Annotated in this window: 16 protein-coding genes; 6 read left to right on the forward strand and 10 right to left on the reverse strand. The window is 48.7% G+C overall.

What is annotated here, in order from left to right; all coding sequences use genetic code 11:
* Nucleotides 1-19: 19 nt before the first annotated feature.
* Nucleotides 20-1,174 carry an AbrB family transcriptional regulator gene (locus tag M1D98_RS05575; protein ID WP_121642269.1) on the reverse strand — a complete coding sequence of 385 codons (1,155 nt, stop codon included), beginning with the start codon at nucleotides 1,172-1,174 and terminating at the stop codon, nucleotides 20-22.
* A gap of 107 nt (nucleotides 1,175-1,281) precedes the next feature.
* Nucleotides 1,282-2,484 (reverse strand): MDR family MFS transporter, encoded by a 1,203-nt coding sequence (locus M1D98_RS05580; protein ID WP_268551673.1) that lies wholly within the window; start codon nucleotides 2,482-2,484, stop codon nucleotides 1,282-1,284.
* Between the two features lie 115 nt (nucleotides 2,485-2,599).
* Between M1D98_RS05580 and M1D98_RS05585 the strand changes: the two genes are divergently transcribed.
* From M1D98_RS05585 to M1D98_RS05610, 6 genes are all read left to right on the forward strand, one after another.
* Nucleotides 2,600-4,327: an ABC transporter substrate-binding protein gene (locus M1D98_RS05585; protein WP_456280078.1), complete on the forward strand. Its 1,728-nt coding sequence runs from the start codon at nucleotides 2,600-2,602 to the stop codon at nucleotides 4,325-4,327.
* Between the two features lie 236 nt (nucleotides 4,328-4,563).
* Nucleotides 4,564-8,064 (forward strand): helicase-exonuclease AddAB subunit AddB, encoded by a 3,501-nt coding sequence (gene addB / locus M1D98_RS05590; protein ID WP_456280079.1) that lies wholly within the window; start codon nucleotides 4,564-4,566, stop codon nucleotides 8,062-8,064.
* Entirely contained in the window at nucleotides 8,051-11,755 is a 3,705-nt protein-coding gene (gene addA, locus M1D98_RS05595) for a helicase-exonuclease AddAB subunit AddA (RefSeq protein ID WP_435576790.1), read from the forward strand. Before addB ends, addA begins: the two co-directional genes overlap by 14 nt.
* A 73-nt stretch (nucleotides 11,756-11,828) precedes the next feature.
* A complete protein-coding gene (gene sbcD / locus M1D98_RS05600) occupies nucleotides 11,829-13,004 on the forward strand; it encodes an exonuclease subunit SbcD (protein WP_010329300.1) in 1,176 nt (391 codons plus the stop codon).
* Nucleotides 13,001-16,393 carry an exonuclease subunit SbcC gene (gene sbcC / locus M1D98_RS05605; protein ID WP_456280080.1) on the forward strand — a complete coding sequence of 1,131 codons (3,393 nt, stop codon included), beginning with the start codon at nucleotides 13,001-13,003 and terminating at the stop codon, nucleotides 16,391-16,393. Before sbcD ends, sbcC begins: the two co-directional genes overlap by 4 nt.
* 13 nt (nucleotides 16,394-16,406) lie before the next feature.
* Nucleotides 16,407-16,709, forward strand: a complete 303-nt coding sequence (locus tag M1D98_RS05610) for an HNH endonuclease (RefSeq protein WP_129550771.1) — start codon at nucleotides 16,407-16,409, stop codon at nucleotides 16,707-16,709.
* Between the two features lie 36 nt (nucleotides 16,710-16,745).
* On the opposite strand, the gene M1D98_RS05615 is transcribed toward M1D98_RS05610, so the two are convergent.
* The 8 genes from M1D98_RS05615 to M1D98_RS05650 form a co-directional block, all read right to left on the reverse strand.
* Nucleotides 16,746-16,964, reverse strand: a complete 219-nt coding sequence (locus M1D98_RS05615) for a spore germination protein (RefSeq protein ID WP_010333667.1) — start codon at nucleotides 16,962-16,964, stop codon at nucleotides 16,746-16,748.
* A 31-nt stretch (nucleotides 16,965-16,995) separates the two neighbouring features.
* Nucleotides 16,996-17,397 (reverse strand): spore germination protein GerPE, encoded by a 402-nt coding sequence (locus M1D98_RS05620; protein ID WP_435576792.1) that lies wholly within the window; start codon nucleotides 17,395-17,397, stop codon nucleotides 16,996-16,998.
* Nucleotides 17,397-17,573: a germination protein GerPD gene (locus M1D98_RS05625; RefSeq protein WP_010329306.1), complete on the reverse strand. Its 177-nt coding sequence runs from the start codon at nucleotides 17,571-17,573 to the stop codon at nucleotides 17,397-17,399. The genes M1D98_RS05620 and M1D98_RS05625 overlap by 1 nt, the downstream gene beginning before the upstream one ends.
* Entirely contained in the window at nucleotides 17,570-18,187 is a 618-nt protein-coding gene (gene gerPC, locus M1D98_RS05630) for a spore germination protein GerPC (RefSeq protein WP_010329307.1), read from the reverse strand. The genes M1D98_RS05625 and gerPC overlap by 4 nt, the downstream gene beginning before the upstream one ends.
* 23 nt (nucleotides 18,188-18,210) lie before the next feature.
* Nucleotides 18,211-18,444: a spore germination protein GerPB gene (locus M1D98_RS05635; RefSeq protein WP_010329308.1), complete on the reverse strand. Its 234-nt coding sequence runs from the start codon at nucleotides 18,442-18,444 to the stop codon at nucleotides 18,211-18,213.
* Nucleotides 18,445-18,457: 13 nt separating this feature from the next.
* Entirely contained in the window at nucleotides 18,458-18,679 is a 222-nt protein-coding gene (locus tag M1D98_RS05640) for a spore germination protein (RefSeq protein WP_010329309.1), read from the reverse strand.
* A 409-nt stretch (nucleotides 18,680-19,088) separates the two neighbouring features.
* Nucleotides 19,089-19,259 carry an aspartyl-phosphate phosphatase Spo0E family protein gene (locus tag M1D98_RS05645; protein WP_010329310.1) on the reverse strand — a complete coding sequence of 57 codons (171 nt, stop codon included), beginning with the start codon at nucleotides 19,257-19,259 and terminating at the stop codon, nucleotides 19,089-19,091.
* 144 nt (nucleotides 19,260-19,403) lie between these two features.
* A complete protein-coding gene (locus tag M1D98_RS05650; protein ID WP_435576793.1) occupies nucleotides 19,404-20,327 on the reverse strand; it encodes a CotH kinase family protein in 924 nt (307 codons plus the stop codon).
* Nucleotides 20,328-20,422: the final 95 nt, after the last annotated feature.

Here is a 20,422-nt window from a genome sequence, read left to right on the forward strand (position 1 = left end):
GGGAGGATAGTTTTTCCAATTAGGCATTACTGCCGCTGATCGAGCCTTCTTTGCCTTTTTTTTCACCATGGAGATGGTGAAGCAGACGATAAAACGGCGGCAAGAGGGCAATGACAAGGATGACGCGTATGACCTGAACCGCAACGACAAAGGTGGAATCGGCATGCAAGGTAACAGATGTCGTCGCCATTTCTGCAATGCCGCCGGGGGCAAATGCCAGAACAGAAGTGATGAGCGAGATGCCTGTCAGCTTGGAAACGATCACGGCGCTCAAAAACATAGCTGCAATTAAACCGACGGACGAGACAAACCCAACGATAATGATGCGGGTGACGCCGGCAAACATGCTTTTATACATCTTAGAGCCAATCGTTGCCCCGAGAAATACTTGCGACACATGATTGGCTTGTGACGGCCACCACGCCGTCAAATCGTGCCCTGTCACCGCAGCGCCGCCAACATGTACAAGTGCCACACCGAGCATGCTGCCGAGCAGCCATGGCGCCGGAAATTTTAAATATTTCGCAGCTTTGCAGGCGCCCCAGGCAGCGAGAATCAGAACGGCGGTCCACAAAACGGGAGCTAGCCTAAAATCCGTCGTTGCCGAGGAAAGCGTTTCTGCTGCGGCACTTGCGGAATGATCTTGTTTTGTATAGATGAGGATGACCAAAAACGGGATGGATAGCACAACGAGCAGCACACGCATCATTTGAACGAGGCTGACAATGGCGGTATTGGCGCCGACCTCCTGTGCGATGCTGGGCATGGCGGACAGCCCGCCGGGAGCCGTGCCGACAAAGCTTGTCATCATATCCGTTTTGCTGAAACGCCAAAGCACATATCCCGACAGCATGGCCATAAGGATAGACAATATCAGCATAACGCCGACTGAAAACCAGTGGTCTTTGAGGACAGAGAGAACGGATACATTCAGCTTTTGGCCCAATTCGATGCCGAGAATCACCTGTCCGAGGGCGAGCCAGCGGCGGTTAATACCTTTTTGGTCCGGAGCCATCATCAGCCATGCCGGCCGTATCATGGCAAGGCAGCAGGCGACAATTAGCGTTCCGATCATCCATCCGATCGATATTCCGGTTAATGAAAGCATAAACCCCCCGGCTGCACTGATTGCGATAAACCATAGATCTTTGAGGAGATTTTCGTCTTTCTTCAATGTAAAACCCTTCTTCCTTTTCGCGTAACACTCCGATTGTTCATGTAGTGAATGTATGATTACTATAGTATATTTTTGTTGATAAAGAAATGATGAATTATTTTCTATTATCCATTCGCTTTTCTTATGGCCTTCTGCTCGAGCCTCTCTATTGTGTAAGTCAGGCATAAACCTGTTGCCAGCAAACACACGGCCAGAGTGTAAAAAATCACTTCTCCGCCAAACGAAGTCAGGATCAGCCCTCCTGCCAGGGGGCCGATTGAGCGGGAGATATCCCAATGCAGGCCGTATACCGCATAAAATCGGCCGAGCAGATGAGGCGGTGCCAATTTCGAAATAAACGTCTGGATGTGGGTTAATCCGATGCTTTCGCCAACCGTCATCACAGCTGCCGTCACCAAAAGCATTGTCACGGAGGTTGAGCTTGCGAAGCCGGCGGCTGCAAGGGAATAACAAATATAAGTAATCAAAAGGATCGTTTTCATTGAAAGCTTTTCGGTTCCTTTGACAAGGGGAACTTGGAGAACAAAGCTGAATAGAGCTTTGGCTGCCGAATAAATGGTCAGCATGGATAGATAGTCGGAAAACATGTTTTTGCTGAACAGCCTGTAAGTTGTTTCTGTTTGCGCATATAACATGCTGATGGGGAGAGAAAGCAGCAAAAGAAGCAGTACAGGCCTGTATATCGTAAAGCTCGCGGAAAACGCCGATGCACCAGCTGTTATGGTCGGCTTTGTTTCCGGCAGTTTCAATGCGGCGATCAGAAAATAGATGAACAATGCCGCGGCATCTAAAGCGAATATCCACACGGGGTTATGATTGTACAGCAGCACTCCCAGCACAGGCCCTGCCGTCAGGCCGGCTGAATAGATCACATTGATGACCGCAAACACTTCTGAACGTCTGCTTTCCGGCGTGCTTTCGGCAATTTGGGCGCGGGAGGCGGGAATGTACAATGATCTCCCGATACCATTCATGACATAGAGGATGGCGAAAACATACGCATGCTCAGCAAACACAAACCCCGTCATGGCGGCTGATTGCAGAAGCAATGCGATCAGGATCGCGGTGCGCCGCCCAAGCCGGTCCGTCACCCGTCCTGCAACGAGCGTCAGGCAAATATCGGCAAATGGCTGAAGGCTGATGATCAACATGGGAATCATGACACTCCCGTTTAATTGTTCATGCAAATACAGCACCATAAAAGGGCCCATCATTGCACCTGTCAGGCTTGTCAGCATCTCACCGAAAAAGCGGAGCCAAACGGGAGCGGTGTATCTCGATTTAATAGATTGAAAGCTGGATAACATGTGTTCGCCGCCTTTCGCGTTTTGATATAGTAGTAGTGTATAGAAGGGAAGGCGCCCCAAAAAGTGAAGAAAAGAAGAGAAAAAGTTTCCCCTTTTGTCGGGAGGTGTGCGGGGAGTGAAGCTGATCGACCACTACGTGGCACTTGTAAAAACTGGACACGCTGCATATGGGCAAATGAATGAAATGACGCTCACTGAGATGGCTGACAGTCTATGCTGTACAGAAAGAAATGCAAAGCTTATATTACACAAGCTGGAGAAGAAGAATTGGATTGAACGAGAAAGCGGAGCGGGACGCGGCCGCAAATCCCAAATCGCGTTTCTGCGACGGCCTGAGGAACTGCTTTTTCAAACCGCAAAGGAATATACAATGGCTGGCAAGCTAAAAAAGGCGAAGGAACTGATTCAGCAGTATCAGTCCTCCTTTCCCGGGCTTCAAAACGAATATGACAGGTGGTTTTCCGAGGTGTTCGGCTTTGTGACAGAGACCGGCGGGGATGGAGAAAAAGATGTGCTCCGGCTGTTCATCGCTCCTGAAGCTGTCAGCAGCCTGGACCCGTGCCGCATCTTTTTGCGGTCAGAGGGGCATTTTGTCAAACAAATATTTGATACACTGCTCACTTTTGATCCGGCTGTACAGGAGCCAAAGCCCCATTTGGTTCATGGATGGGAAAAGGCAGGGGAAAAACGGTGGAGATTATTTCTTCGAAAGGGCGTGTTTTTTCATAACGGACAGCCGTTGACAGCGCGGGATGTTGCGTTTACATTTCAGCGCTTTTTGACACAGGCTGACAACCCGTATAAGTGGCTGTTACACGGCGTGAAACAAGTCTCAGAAAAAGGCCCTTATTGTGTGGAGCTCATGCTTGATAAGCCGAACGCGCTTTTGCCGTATGTTCTTTGTGATGAACGGCTGTCCATTCTGCCGGCGGAACAGGGCGGCGGGATCAATGGAACAGGGCCTTTTCGGGTGATGCAGCATCAAGACAGGATGCTGGTGCTTGAAGCCAATGAGCGCTACTTCAAGGGACGGCCCTTTTTGGATCGAGTGGAGTTTGTGTTTTCTGAACAAGCCGGAGAGATGAACGGTTTTACCATTCAAGAAACACAAGCTTGGCCTGAGAAGCAAACTGTTTTTGACGAGAGGCATGTCCAATACTTGTCGCTCAATCTGAAAAAGAAGGGGCCTCTTTCGCATCATAGTTTTAGAAAAGCGCTCCGCCTGCTGATTTCCTCTGAGCGGCTCGTCTGTGAAGCGGGAGGTCACCGCAAGATTCCGGTTTCGTCTTTTTTGCATTCGAGTCCCTTTGACTGGGAAGGCCTCTCACCTTCTGAATTGCTGAAGCAGAGCGGATACGAGGGGGAACCGCTTGTGCTGTATACCTTTTCGGAAGCGGATCATCGTGAGGACGCCGAATGGATTCAAAATATTTGCGCCCTACACGGCATCAGGCTTACACTTCAATTCTGTGATTCTGCTGATCTGCGCCGGCCCGACATCGTGCAGCAGGCGGATATCATCCATGACAGCGCGACGTTTTATCAAGACAGTGAATTTGGTTTTCTGCATTTGCTGCTGTCTGAGAACAGTTTTTTGTGCCAGCATCTCTCTGAAAAAATGAAACAGATATGCAAAGAAATGATAGAACGCTTTTTTTCGGTGCCTGACCGTTGTTCGAGAATCCATATGCTGCAGGACATTGACCGCCAGCTTATACAGGAATTTCATGCGATTCCGCTGTATCAAAATGTGCTGCGGGTGACATCAAGCGAGAATGTGAAAGGCCTGATGCTTGATGAAGAGGGATGGATTGATTTGTACGCCGTGTGGCTGTCTAAGTGAAAAGAGGGCTCTTTGTTGAACCCTCTTTGTCTTTTAGGACGCCTTGCATGCTGCGGCCTTGACGACGCCTGGTATCTTCAATCTGTTTTCTGATTGCGCCGCGGCGGGTAAGTTTGACCGGGGAAACAATCAGCTTTTTCTATGCGAAAAGGCCGTTTTTACCAATAAATCAGATTGGTCATTTTCGTCAACATTCGATAAAATATAGAGAGATAAAAAGAGAGGGGTCTTCTAATTTGGGAGCAGAGTTTTTAGTAGGCAGGTCCGGGAGTGGAAAAACGAAGCTGATCATCGACAGCATACAGGATGAACTGCGCCGGGCTCCATTCGGGAAACCGATCATTTTTCTAGTCCCGGATCAAATGACGTTTTTAATGGAATACGAGCTTGCTAAAACGCCTGATATGGGCGGAATGATACGTGCTCAAGTATTCAGCTTTTCACGTTTGGCCTGGCGCGTCCTCCAGCATACAGGGGGAATGAGCAGGCCGTTTCTTACGAGCACAGGCGTACAGATGCTCCTGCGGAAGCTCATTGAGGAGCATAAACAGGAGTTCAAAGTCTATCAAAAAGCGAGTGACAAAAGCGGATTTACCGCACAGGTTGAACGGATGTTGACCGAGTTTAAGCGTTACTGTCTGGAGCCGGAGGATATCCGCCGGATGGCGGAAAGCGGAACGGTTTCCGAGTATCGCGGAGAACGTGTTTTATCTGAAAAGCTTCATGACCTATCAATTTTGTACCAGCAGATGGAAAAAAGCCTTTCAGAGCAATATCTTCACTCCGAGGATTATTTGACATTGCTGGCAGAGCATATCCCACTGTCTGAAGATGTAAAAGGCGCGCATATCTACGTGGACGGCTTTTATCAGTTTACACCGCAGGAATTCAGGGTGTTGGAGCAGCTGATGGTTCATGCAGAGCACATCACGTTTTCGCTCACAGCGGACAAGCCGTCATACGAGCGGGAGCCGCATGAACTGGAATTGTTCAGAATGACGGGAAAAACCTATTACCGCCTGCATCAGAAGGCGAAGGAACTGAATCTGGACATTGCGTATAAAGAGCTAAGCGGGACTCAGCGGCATGAGCGCACACCGGAACTGGCGCATCTGGAGGCGCAGTATGAAGCGCGCCCGGCCATTCCGTACGCCGAAAAACAAGAGGCTTTTACGGTCATGCAGGCCGCAAACAGACGAGCTGAGCTGGAAGGCATTGCCCGGGAAATTCACGCGCTTATCAGAGAGAAGGGGTATCGCTATAAGGATATAGCAATTCTTGCGCGCCAGCCGGAAGACTACAAGGATATGGTAAAGGAAGTTTTCGCGGATTACGAGATTCCTTATTTCATTGACGGAAAAGCATCCATGCTGAACCATCCGTTAATCGAATTTATCCGGTCGAGCATTGATGTTCTGAAAGGGAATTGGCGGTATGAAGCGGTGTTTCGCTGCGTGAAAACCGAACTGCTATTCCCGCTTAACGAGCCGAAAACGAAGGTGAGGGAACAGGTTGATCAGCTTGAAAATTACTGTATCGCCTACGGGATTAAAGGCGATCGCTGGACAAAGGGCGACCGTTTCCATTACAGACGTTTTGTGTCATTGGATGATGATTTTGCGCAAACCGATCAGGAAATCGAAATGGAAAACATGCTGAATGACACACGCGACTGGATTGTTCCGCCGCTTTTTCAGCTTCAAAAACGAATGAAAAAAGCAAAGACGGTTCGGGAGAAGGCGGAGGCACTCTACCGCTATTTAGAAGAGACGGATGTGCCGCTGAAGCTGGATCAGGAAAGACAGCGTGCTGAAGAAGACGGCAGAATCATTGAAGCGCAGCAGCATCAGCAGGCGTGGGATGCCGTCATTCAGCTGCTTGAAGAGTTTGTTGAAATGATGGGGGATGATGAGATTTCCCTTGATTTGTTTCAGCAAATGATGGAAGCAGGCGCAGAGTCGCTTACATTTTCTCTTATTCCGCCTGCGCTTGACCAGGTGTTTGTCGGCAATATGGATTTGTCCAGAATGTACGGCACCTCCTGCACCTTTGTGCTGGGGGCAAACGATGGCGTTCTGCCGGCACGCCCTGATGAAAACGGGGTGCTGTCGGATGATGACCGGGAATGGCTGAAAAACATAGGGATTGAGCTTTCCTCGGGTGGCCGGGAACGTCTCCTTGATGAGCATTTCCTCATTTATATGGCGTTTTCCAGTCCGTCTGACCGGCTTTACGTATCGTATCCGATTGCCGATGCGGAAGGAAAAACGCTTTTGCCGTCGATTGTCATTAAGCGGCTGGAAGAACTGTTTCCTCAGCACATGGAGCGCCTGTTGACAAATGAACCTGAACAGGTTAGCGATGAGGAACAGCTTAAGTACGTCGTCAATAAAAGTGTGGCACAGTCTTTTACCGCGAGCCAGCTCAGATTATGGACGCGGGAATACGACATCAGCGACGTCTGGTGGAGCACGTATAATGTGCTGATGAGTCAGCCGGACAGGCTGCAATCGAAAAAGCTGTTCTCAAGCCTGTTTTTCCGAAATGAAGTAAAGCAGCTTGAACGCAGCGTGTCGAGACAGCTCTATGGCGAACGCATTCAGGGCAGTGTGTCGAGAATGGAAACCTTTAACGCGTGCCCATTCTCCCATTTTGCTTCACACGGGCTGCATCTCAAGGAACGGCAATTTTTCAAGCTCGAAGCACCGGATATCGGCCAGCTGTTTCATTCCAGCTTAAAGCTGATTTCAGACAGGCTGCGCGAGCAAAAAATGGATTGGCGCGATTTAACAAAAGAGCAATGCGAGCTGTTTTCCTATGATGCGGTAGAGCGGCTGGCCCCAAAACTGCAAAAGGAAATTCTGCTCAGCTCAAACCGGCATTATTATGTGAAGGAAAAACTGCAAAAAATTGTGACACGCGTGTCCGGCATTTTAAGCGAGCATGCGAAAGCGAGCGGATTTGTGCCGATCGGGCTAGAACTGGGCTTTGGAGGAAAAGGGCCACTTCCGCCGCTGACCTTTACACTGAAAAACGGCTGCACGATGGAACTCGTCGGGCGAATTGACCGTGTTGATAAAGCAGAAAGCTCAAAAGGTTTGCTTCTAAGGATTGTCGATTATAAATCTAGCGACAAAGGCCTTGACTTAGCGGAAGTATATTACGGACTGGCGCTGCAAATGCTGACGTATCTTGATTTATCAATTACACATTCAGCCGACTGGCTCGGCATGAGAGCGACGCCGGCCGGAGTGCTGTATTTTCATATCCATGACCCGATGATACAATCTAATCTCCCGCTCGGGCTTGACGAGATTGAACAGGAGATTTTTAAGAAATTTAAGATGAAGGGCCTGCTCCTCGGCGATCAGGAAGCGGTTCGCCTCATGGATACAACCCTTCAAGAGGGACGGTCAAATATCATCAACGCCGGCTTGAAGAAAGACGGCTCTCTCAGATCGGATTCAGCGGCAGTCGGCGAAAAGGAGTTTGACCTGTTGACGAAGCATGTGCGCCGCACCTTCCAAGAGGCAGGCGAACAAATCACCGACGGGCGCGTATCCATTGAGCCGTATAAAATGAAGAACAAGACGCCGTGCACATACTGTTCGTTCAAATCAGTATGCCAATTCGATGAATCATTAGAAGAAAACGAGTATCGCCCGTTAAAGGCTGAAAAGGACAAGACGATACTTGAGTGGATAAAAAAGGAGGCGGATGGCAATGAACATTCCTAAACCGGCAGACAGCACTTGGACAGATGACCAATGGAATGCCATTGTTTCAACCGGCCAGGATATTCTCGTGGCAGCGGCGGCGGGCTCCGGAAAAACCGCTGTGCTCGTCGAACGAATGATCCGGAAGATCACCGCGGAGGAAAACCCGATTGATGTGGACCGGCTTCTCGTTGTGACGTTTACAAATGCCTCAGCGGCAGAGATGAAACACCGGATTGCGGATGCCTTGGAAAAAGAGCTTGTCAACCGGCCAGGCTCGCTGCATATCAGACGCCAGCTGTCTCTTTTAAACAGGGCCAGCATTTCGACACTGCATTCCTTTTGCCTGCAAGTGCTGAAGAAATATTACTACTTGATCGATCTTGATCCGGGCTTTCGGATTGCTGATCAAACAGAAGGCGAACTTTTGGGGGATGAAGTGCTGGACGAGCTGTTTGAAGACGAATACGCAAAGGGCGAAAAAGCGTTTTTTGAGCTTGTTGACCGCTACACGACAGACCGGCATGATCTGGACCTGCAATTTCTCGTCAAACAGGTGTACGAGTATTCCCGTTCCCACCCAAATCCGGAGGCATGGCTGGAAAGCTTTGTTCATTTGTATGATGTATCGGAAAAGAGCGCCATCGAGGAGCTTCCGTTTTATCAATATATCAAAGAGGATATTGCGATGGTGCTTAACGGAGCGAAGGAGAAGCTCCAGCGCGCGCTTGAGCTGACGAAAGCGCCGGGCGGTCCCGCGCCGCGCGCTGACAATTTTCTTGATGATCTCGCGCAGATTGATGAATTGATTCAGCACCAGGATGATTTCAATGAGCTTTATAAGCGGGTGCCGGCAGTCTCCTTTAAGCGCGCGAAAGCGGTAAAAGGGGACGAGTTTGATCCTGCGCTCCTTGAAGAAGCGACAGATTTGAGAAACGGTGCAAAAAAACTGCTTGAAAAGCTTAAAACCGACTACTTCACGAGAAGTCCTGAACAGCATTTGAAAAGCTTAGCCGAGATGAAGCCTGTCATTGAAACGCTCATACGGCTTGTCACCGACTTTGGAAAACGGTTCGAAGCCGCGAAACAGGAAAAATCAATCATTGATTTTTCTGATTTAGAGCATTACTGTTTATCCATTTTGACAGCTGAGGATGATAAAGGTGAACAGAAGCCGAGCGAGGCAGCAAGATTTTATCAGGAGCAGTTTCATGAGGTGCTCGTTGACGAATATCAAGATACCAACTTAGTGCAGGAATCGATCCTGCAGCTCGTCACAAGCGGACCCGAGGAAACAGGCAACCTATTTATGGTAGGAGATGTCAAACAGTCGATTTATCGATTCAGGTTGGCGGAGCCGCTTCTTTTCCTCTCCAAATACAAACGGTTTACAGAAAGCGGAGAAGGCACGGGCCGGAAAATCGACTTGAATAAAAATTTCCGAAGCCGGACTGATATTTTAGACAGCACAAACTTTTTATTTAAACAGCTGATGGGCGGCAAAATCGGTGAGGTTGATTATGATGAGCAGGCTGAGCTGAAGCTTGGCGCGGCGTATCCGGACAATGATGAGACGGAAACGGAGCTGCTGCTGATCGACAACGCCGAAGAGACGGATGCAAACGAGGAAGCGGAAGAGCTGGAAACGGTACAGTTTGAAGCGAAAGCGATCGCCAAGGAAATTCGCAAGCTGATTTCATCGCCATTTAAGGTGTATGACGGAAAAACGAAAACACACCGCAATATTCAGTACCGCGATATCGTGATTTTGCTTCGTTCCATGCCGTGGGCGCCGCAAATCATGGACGAGCTGAGGGCGCAGGGCATACCGGTTTACGCCAATTTAACGTCAGGTTATTTTGATGCGGTCGAAGTCGCCGTCGCGCTTTCTGTGCTGAAGGTGATCGATAATCCGTATCAGGATATACCGCTGGCCTCTGTGTTGCGCTCACCTATTGTCGGGGCGGATGAAAACGAGCTGTCTTTGATCAGGCTTGAAAATAAAAAAGCGCCGTACTATGAAGCGATGAAAGATTACTTGGCGGCCGGCGACCGGAACGACGAGCTTTATCAAAAGCTGCAAACATTCTACACTCACCTGCAAAAATGGCGCGCCTTTTCAAAAAACCACTCCGTATCCGAACTGATTTGGGAAGTGTACCGCGACACGAAATACATGGATTATGTCGGCGGGATGCCGGGCGGAAAACAGCGCCAGGCCAATTTGCGCGTTCTCTATGACCGGGCGCGCCAATATGAATCGACGGCATTTCGCGGCCTGTTTCGTTTCCTGCGGTTTATCGAACGCATGCAGGAGCGGGGCGATGATCTTGGTACGGCCCGCGCGCTCAGCGAGCAGGAGGATGTTGTCCGCTTAATGACGATTCACAGCAGCAAAGGGCTCGAATTTCCCGTCGTGTTTGCAGCAGGTCTCGGCCGGAATTTCAACATGATGGACTTGAACAAATCGTACCTGCTGGACAAGGAGCTCGGGTTTGGCACGAAGTATATTCATCCGCAATTGCGCATTAGCTATCCGACGCTGCCACTCATTGCGATGAAGAAAAAAATGCGCAGGGAGCTATTGTCAGAGGAATTGCGTGTTCTCTATGTTGCCTTAACGAGAGCGAAAGAAAAACTGTTTCTGATTGGCTCATGCAAGGATCATCAGAAACAGGTCGCAAAATGGCAGGCATCTGCCTCCCAAACGGACTGGCTTCTTCCGGAATTTGACCGTTATCAGGCAAAAACGTATTTAGATTTCATCGGTCCGGCTCTTGCCAGACACAAAGATGTAGAGGATTTGGCTGAAAACGTTATGGCAGCGCCTGCCGACATATCAAGCCACCCGGCTCGTTTTGCCGTTCGTATGATCCATTCCTATGATTTGCTGGATGATGATCTGGAAGAAAGAATGGAAGAAAAAAGCGAGCGTTTAGAAGCGATACGCCGTGGTGAACCAGTTCCTGGCTCGTTTACGTTTGATGAAAAAGCCCGTGAGCAGCTGAGCTGGACATATCCTCATCACGAGGTGACGCACATTCGGACAAAGCAGTCAGTTTCTGAGATCAAGAGAAAAAGAGAGTACGAGGATGAATACAGCGGCAGGGCCCCCGTTAAACCGGCTGACGGAAGCATGCTGTACAGGCGGCCCGCTTTCATGATGAAAAAAGGCCTGACAGCAGCCGAAAAAGGGACGGCCATGCATACAGTGATGCAGCATATCCCGCTGACACATGTGCCGACAGTAGAGGAAGCGGAGCAAACGGTTCATAAGCTCTTTGAAAAGGAGCTGCTCACTGAAGAACAAAAAGCCGCTATTGATATAGAAGAAATCGTGCAATTTTTCCATACAGAAATCGGCGGACAGCTGATCGGCGCTAAATGGAAGGACCGGGAAGTGCCGTTTAGTTTGGCGCTTCCGGCCAAGGAAATCTACCCTGATGCACAGGAGGCGGATGAGCCGCTTTTGGTGCAGGGAATTATCGACTGTCTCTATGAAACTGAAAACGGCTTATATCTCTTGGACTATAAATCAGACCGGATTGAGGGCAAATTCCAGCACGGCTTTGAAGGGGCGGCCCCGATCTTGAAGAAACGATATGAAACGCAAATTCAGCTGTACACGAAGGCAGTTGAGCAAATTGCAAACACAAACGTAAAGGGATGTGCGCTTTATTTCTTTGACGGAGGTCACATTCTGACATTATAACGAGATCCGTAAGCTCCGGGAATTCAGGCGGAGCGGGTCTCGTTTTCTATACAAAAAAGAGAGGTGAAAGCATTTGCGGATTTTACATACGGCGGACTGGCATCTTGGAAAAACGCTAGAGGGAAGAAGCAGGCTGAGTGAACAGGCCGATGTGCTTGATGAATTGAATACGATTGTAAAGGAAGAGCAGGTTGATGCCATTGTCATGGCGGGGGACGCGTTCGATACCGTCAACCCGCCTGCTTTAGCCGAGCAGCTGTTTTATGAAAGCCTGTCCGCGCTCAGCGACAGGGGAAAGCGCCCGATCGTTGTCATTGCCGGAAACCACGATAATCCCGACCGTTTGTCCGCCGCTTCACCGCTGACACATGAAAACGGCATTTATTTAATCGGCTATCCGACGACAGAACCGCTTCATATTGAAGTTCCTTCAGCAGGGGAGCTTTTGGCGGTCGGAGCGCTGGCGTACCCATCTGAAGCGCGGTTAAATGAAGTGCTTTCCGATACATTTGATGAAAAGCTGCTCCGTGATCATTATGACGTGAAAATTAGGCAGGCGTTTGAGCATATGACAAGCCGGTTCCGCAACGACGCAGTGAAGGTTGCCGCCAGCCATATTTATGTCGCAGGCGGAAACCAAACGGATTCAGAGCGGCCGATTGAAGTCGGCGGCGCTTATACGGTGGCTGCTGAAAGCCTGCCGGCGGATGCCGCTTATGTGGCGCTCGGCCATTTGCATCGGCCGCAAACGATCAAGCGGGCGCGGACGCTTGCGCGTTATTCAGGCTCTCCGCTCGCTTACAGCTTTTCAGAAGCGGGCTACGCCAAATCAGTGACGATCGTGGACGCGAAGCCGGGGGAAGAGGCCTCTTGGCACGAGGTGTTATTATCGAGCGGCAAGCCGCTTGTGAAGTGGAAAGCGGCAAATGGCTTAAGCGAGGTGTACAGCTGGCTGGATGAAGGCAGGGACCAGAATGCCTGGATTGACCTTGAAATCCGTGTGGCGGACCAGCTGTCACTTGAAGAAATCCATAGGCTGAGGAAGGCGCACCCGGGTTTTATCCATATCAGGCCGGTTTTTGAAGAACAGAACAAAGACCGGGAGCGGGTCGAGGTCAAGCATGTATCAATCGAAGACCGCTTTAAGACATTTTATGAAAAACAAACTGGCGGCGCGGTGCCGGATGAAGAAATGGTGAAGCTGTTTTTAGAGCTGGCATCAGGTGTTGAAGAGGAGGATGCGACATGAAGCCGATCGCCTTAAGCATTAAAGGGCTCCACAGCTTTAGAGAGGAGCAGACGATAGATTTTGAAGGTCTTTCCGGTGCCGGGGTTTTCGGCATTTTCGGCCCGACGGGAAGCGGCAAATCCTCTATCCTCGACGCAATGACGCTTGCTTTATACGGAAAGGTGGAGCGGGCGGCAAATAATACACACGGCATCTTAAACCATGCGGAAGATACGCTTTCTGTTTCCTTTACCTTTGCGCTTCAAACGAACCATCAAATCTCTTACAAAGTCGAGCGTGTGTTTAAGAGAACCGATGAGATGAAGGTGAAAACAGCACTTTGCCGCTTCATTGAAATCAAAGACGAGCATACGGTGCTGGCTGATAAGGCCGGCGAAGTGAATAAAAGAGTGGAGGAGCTTTTGGGGCTGACGATCGACGACTTTACAAGAGCGGTGGTGCTGCCTCAAGGGAAATTTGCCGAATTTCTGTCTTTAAAGGGAGCGGAGCGCAGGCATATGCTTCAGCGTTTATTTCATTTGGAGCAGTATGGAGACCGGCTGGTGAAAAAGCTGAGACGGCAGGCACAGGAAGCCAACGCGAGAAAAAATGAAATGCTTGCTGAACAGTCCGGTCTCGGCGAGGCGAGTTCAGAAGCGGTTGAGCAGGCGGAAAAGGCTCTCGAACAAGCCGAAGCCCAGCTGGAAACGATGAAGAAAAATCGTGATCAGGCAAAAGAGCGGTTTACAGAACATCAGGAAATTTGGAATGTCCAAAAGGAACAATCAGCTTATGAAGAAGAGAAAAGACGTCTCGAAGAAGAACAGCCGCACGTAGACAGCATGCAAAAACGCCTGCTGAAAGCAGAAACAGCCGCAGCACTGAAGCCCTATGCGGACCGGTACGCAGAAGCGATCCAGCAAGAGGAGAAGGCTGCAAAGGAACAAACGCTTGCCGAAAAGGATTTAGCAGACCGGACAGTGTTCTGTCATCAAAAACATGAAGAGTATGAAGCGTGGCGCAGGCATAAAAGCGAGAAAGAGCCTGAGCTTTTAACCGAGCAGGAGCAGCTTTCCCGTTTGCAGGAGATCGAAATCAAACTGAGTGAGGCCAAGCAAGAGGAAGAACGCAAAAAGGCTGAACTCCAGCAGAAAGAAGAGTCCCTTCAATCTGTCGTGAATGAATTGGAGACTGTAACAGACCGTCTGTCACGAGGGCAAAACAGACAGACGGAATTGAAGCAGCAGCTCAAATCCCTGCAGGTGACTTCCGATGAGCGAAAAAGCTGCCAGCAGGCCGCAGAAATGGCATTGCGCATCAGGCAGACTGAAGAGCAAATCAGAAAAGAGAAAAAACGAAGTGACGCATTAAACCTCGTGCTGCAGAAGATGAATGAGGAGAAGAGTACACTCGTTCATAAGACGGAAGCGGAAAAAAACAACATCATTCAGGCATATGAGGCTGTACAAACTGTGTACCATATGGTGTGCGAGGCGGAACGTTCGTTAACGCGTATGACAGAGCAGGGGAAAAAGAGACAGCAAACGCTTCACGCGCAGCGTGAAAAAGCGAGAATGGCGCTGCTTACAAAAGAATTGTCTGAAAAACTGACCGCTGGAAAGCCCTGTCCAGTCTGCGGTTCAACCTATCATGATCCATCTGCCTCAGCGCATGAAACATATGAGCTTGACGGCAATCTTGAAGAGGACATCAAACAGACGGATGTGATTTTGACGGAAGCTGCATCTCTAAGCCAGGAGATTCTTTCAGCCAAAATCACGCTTGAAGAACAATCCGCGCGGTTTATTGAACAGTGTCCGTTTTTGCAAACGATTCAAGCACCGAACCTTGAAGCGGCAGCTTCTTACGAGAATCAGCCGGTGTATGAAGCTTTTGAAACTGCCCAATTAGAATGGAAGCGAGTCAAGCAGGATATTCTATCTGTTAAAACACGAATGGCTCAAATGATCAGCGCCTATCAGGAGTCTTTAAAAAAGGCCGAGCAGCTTAATGAAAAAATCGGTTTTGAAAAAAGAGAGGCTGACCGCATTGAAAGCATCATCGCCGAACTTCGGTCCTCAATGGACAGCCGTATGAAACAATTTAACGAAGCGTTTGGGGATCAATCGGTGGATGAAGCGGAAAAATGGCAGCAAGCCATCGAAGAAAAAGACCGGGCTGCAGAAGAATGCGAGAAGCGAATTGAGAAGAGCATTGCGTTTCTTTCTGAGCATGAAGCACAAAAGGAAAAGCTGCGGGAGTCGGGACACCAGCTTGAACGGGAAAAGCTGGAGCTTCATTATGCGGCTGAACGCATCAAAAGTGTGATCGCGGATTATGAGCACGAACTCGGAGATTACGCAAAAGGAGACTCAATCGAGATCAAACTTCGCTCTGTCCAGCAGGATCTAAAGCTGTTAAAGGAGAAAGAGCAATCTCTATATGAAGAACTCCAAAGCGCCCAAACGATGCTGAATCAGGCGAACAGCCGCGCTTCAGCAAGCGCGCTCACCTTGAAAGAGGCGAAGGACAGCTTGGAAAAAGCGGAAGCCGCTTGGCTTGAGCATGCGAAAAGCACCTGCTTTACCCGGACTGAAGAGGTGGAGCGAAGCCTTATCCCAGCCGATGAGCTTGACAAGATAAAAACCAGAATCGACCAGTTTATGGATAAAAGGAAGCAGAATGCCGCAAACTTAAAACGTGTAGCAGAGATACTTGCCGACCGTGCCTTGTCAGAGGGCGAATGGAGCGAAACCGTTACAGCATTACAAGAAGCCGAGGACGCATTTGGCGCTGCGATAGAAGAAAAAGGCGCGGCTGCGAAAGCGCTGGCCGTCATTCGCGACCATCATAAACGGTTTAACGAAATTGAAGCTGAATTGAAGAAATGGCAGACGCATATCGACAGGCTGGACAAGCTGCAAGCAGTGTTTAAAGGCAATACCTTTGTCGAATTTTTAGCTGAAGAGCAGCTTGAAAGCGTTGCGAGGGACGCATCAGCAAGACTTGGCATGCTGACGAGACAGCGCTATGCCATCGAAGTGGATTCAGAAGGCGGATTTGTGATGCGAGATGACGCGAATGGAGGCGTCAAACGACCAGTATCCAGCTTGTCTGGAGGAGAGACGTTCCTCACCTCGCTTTCTCTCGCTCTTGCGCTGTCTGCGCAGATCCAGCTTCGCGGGGAATACCCGCTGCAGTTCTTTTTCTTAGATGAAGGGTTCGGCACTCTGGATCAAGATCTGCTGGATACGGTTGTGACAGCCTTGGAAAAACTGCAGTCAGACAATCTGTCTGTCGGTGTGATCAGCCATGTGCAGGAACTGCGGGCACGGCTTCCGAAAAAGCTGATCGTTCATCCGGCTGAACCGACCGGCCGCGGTACACGGGTATCACTTGAGTTGATGTAAGGGGGAAGCGGATATGGCAAAGCAGACTGTCGGGATATGTGAGCTGTGCGGCCGGAGTGATGTCCAGCTGACAGAGCACCACCTCACACCGAAAGAGGAAGGTGGAACGTTCCTGCCGACAGCGATGCTCTGTATTCCTTGCCATAAGCAAATTCATGCTTTATATAGCAATCAAGAGCTTGCCGTTCGCTTAAACGGAATAGATGAACTGAGAAACGATACGCAGCTTGCCCGATTTGTCAAATGGATCAGAAAACAGCCGCCTGAGAAGCTGATCAAAACAAAGAAATCGAATGAACGAAAAAAGAAAAAATGACGAAAAAGCAGCCCTCTGTTTGCAGAGCGGCTGCTTTTATCCATTTCCAACCATATCTTGATCGCTGACATCGGGGTCTATATAATTTGTCGCATTGACGGCATTATTTAATAGAAGGAAGTCTCCCGTGTTCCCTGCTCCTGAACCGAGCGCAGATTTTGAAGAGCTTTTCGGAGAAAGGTAAAAGGAATCACCAAAGTTAACGACTCCGCCCGATATGGAATTGATAGCTATAGGCCCGACAATTGCTGGCATAAACGACACCCTTTATCGAAGTCTCTGTTTATTATATGCTCTTGTCTGGCGATTGTGAGCGAGGTGACTGAATCTGCCTGATATGTTTGATTCTCGCATCGCCGCGGACAAGGGAAACGGCCCCCGCATGAAAGACTGAGGAAGATGAGACCCCTTGAATTTTGATGTTGCGGACCTGAATGATCGGCACCTCGTGGCAAAATGCGCTTTGCACCCTTGTTTCCGGAATCGGCAACACGGCCTGCTGCTGAAAGAGCGGATAATCCTTTCTGCTGAATGAGCCTTCATTATTGTAAAACATAGGCAGTGAGCGTTGTACAGCGAATACTTTTATACTCATATCGATTTCGTTTGTGTCGCCAACTTGAAACACACTTGCGATCCCAAGAGAGTTAAATTTAATCGTTCTGATGCGGGATATGCGCTTAAGCATTATGCCGGCGACAGCGGGGCAAGCGGCCCGATAATAAGAGATTCAGGCGGAGTGTCGAAAATAGAAGAAAGATAGATCGCTTCAGTGTCTCCGATGTGAAATATAGAGGAGCTGGACACACCGTTCATTCGGATATCCCCGACCTCCAGATTACGGTTGACGACTGTGAAAATCATGCTTGCTCATCTCCTTTTATTTCGGATGGGATATGCTCCAGAAAATGTTCTACAGCACGGATGACATCCCGCTTCACATGTTCAGCGATATGTTCCGCATATTGTTTAGGCGGCGTGTGTTCTTCTTTTTTGATATGGGACATATAATACTGAATTCGGCTGTCCATTTGTTTTCTGATGTCTTCAATGACATGATGCCTGTTGGTATCGTCAAGCCTGCTGTCATATTGGTTTTCAAGCTGTTCCAGAACATCTGGGATTTCTTCAGTTAAAAACATATCGACATTTTGTCGGATCTGCTGCATGAGCTGGGCGCTCTCTTCCTGCTGCATCATCCCGATTTCAGGTGTGGTTTGGCTGACTTCAAAATTTTGGACGCTGTTCGGGTCGGCCGGATTTAAGCCGATATTTAGGGTGCCGTCGAGGCGCTCAATTTTCAGCTGGTCAAATTTATACTCCACACGCTCAATGGTTGTAGCCGGCCGTTGTTTCATCGTATCCATTTCAGTTTGAAACTCTTTCAGCTGGCGTTCGAGCTGCTGAATATGAAGTGCCTGCTGCTGAACGAAGGAGTTCAAGTTTTGCAAGTAAGAGGAAACAGATTGATCATACATGGTCTTTCACCTCTTTCACATGATTAACGGCCAGGAGGCTGGAGCGGAACCAAGGCACCTGTATCAGGCTCCTGCAATTCGACTGGCTGCCCCAAGGCGGTTACCTCTGGAGCAGGTTCTACATAACTGCCCGTATTATACAAGTTTGACAAAGATTTGATTGATCCGGCGCTTCCGATTTGCAGAATAGAGGAGTTGCTGATTGATTCGAGCCGAAGATAGTTAATTTGAATCGTTTGATTCACATAGAAATTCATGGGCCACACTCCTTTATGCATTCCCTGCGATCGGCTGATCAACTGCATCGCTGTCATACACGTTCGTCGCGTTTTTATAATTTGTCACCTTGAGGCTGTCACCGGTATTAAAACTGCCCGCACCGGCAAACGTTCTGACCTGTGCCTGCGGAGAAATCGTAATGCAGTCCCCGATGTGAACGACTCCGCTCGTACCAATCGCATTAATTTTAAACGCTCCGACAATGGCCGGCATACGAGCACATCCTTTGTTGTAAAATTGAAAAAATGAAGGTAGAGTTAAAATAAAAATTGATTTTCATTGGGCGATTCACGATAGTTTATGACAGACACATATTTGTGTGAGGAAAATGTAAAGGGGACATATCAGCTTTTTACATTTTTTCAGCCGTTATGTTTCATTTTTAAAAAAAGCGGGTAATGGACAAACTGAGCGGAAATGCGGCGATGGGTGCCGCGATCCGCCTGCGTGTATTTGTTTTAGTTTCTTTGGTGTTTTGCTTGTAGAAAAGCTTTTTTTGGAGTATGTCGTGCTGCGGTAATTCATTTTTGGGCGGACTATTCTCGCCCTGAGGTATGATCCCAGAAGTGCTGAGCAAAAAGCGGAATGGCATGCGGCGAATTCAAGCGTTATAGAAAATGATTCACATACGGGGATTGTCAGGATATCCCCCAAAAATCATTTCTTCTTTAATTCGGGTATTCAGAAGACTGTCCAGCTCTTGGCTGCATTGAATCGTTTCCTTTGAATTCATGCCGTATTTTTGTGCTGTTTCAATTAGTGTGATTCTCATTTCTTCAATTTTACTATTCATTGCCCTATCTCCAATTCTAGAATTTATTTTCATAAACAGAGGATATCGTTAGTATAACCTATTTTTGCTGAAAAGGTTGCCTTTCGTCAATTTGACTAAAAAAGCGACAATTTTTGCTGCGGCCTTTTTTCATATAAGGAAGGACTATAGTCTGGCTAAGTGTGCTTGCAAAAAGTCCTGCCGCTCCTCAATTTCTCTAAGGATATTTGCCTGCTCCTTTTCGAAGTGAAAGGGGCTTTTTTTTATAAAAGGATCCTCAACAGACCTTTGACAAATGTCAAGGTGCCATTTGCTGATGATAGGAGACAGCCGTTCAATGGTAAACGACCGGTTCAGCACATTTTTCATTAATGTGTGATATTGCGACCGGAAGGCGGGGATGGAAAGCAGCTTTGACGCAAGCGACCGTCCTTTCGTCAGCAGAGGATCTTCGTCAAATGTGACGGGTATCGCCAGTGCTCTTGTCTCCAGCGGGGTAACATAGAGCCGGCCGGAGTCGTTTACACAAAATGTGTAATAAAAGCCTTGATTGGTGCAAGCGTTGCCGATCAGCCACAAAAAAAACGATTTGACATCGAGATACATTTTAATGCGTTCAGCTATTTCGGCATCTTCAGCTGTGTGAATCAGCGTAAAAAAATCATGTGAAAAGGGGGAAGATTCATGTTTAAAAACGGACAGCGGAACCCTTGGATCGGCTGCCTTTACTCGGTAACCTGTCTTGCCGGCTAGCTGACGGTTCTTGATGTTCAAATAAATGCCTTCTGGCTCGCCATTGATGGTCAGGAAGATGTACGAGACGGCGGGAGCGGGAATGCCGATCTCGTCAAAAAAACAATAAGCGAGCCTGCGCCGCATCAGGGACGGATCATCTGGTTCCGCATTCAAAAAAAGTGTGCTTTCACCTAGCAGAGCCTTTTCCCAGCTGATTTCATAGGATGTCTTTTCCGCTTTGTCACGCTGTGTGAGAAGAATGGGAGAAACTGATCGGTCTGTCACCAGAAGCCCCTTGGCAGTACCTTTACCCTTAAGCTGTTGCCGATGAAAAAATAAATGGACGCTCTCCATACCTTTTTCCTCCTCCTCAAAACGACATTCCCATGATATGTACTGAAAGCCCGTCCTGAAACGAAATGAAACGGTCGTGAGAAAAAGGGATTTCA

Source organism: Bacillus sp. K7 (assembly GCF_053903245.1).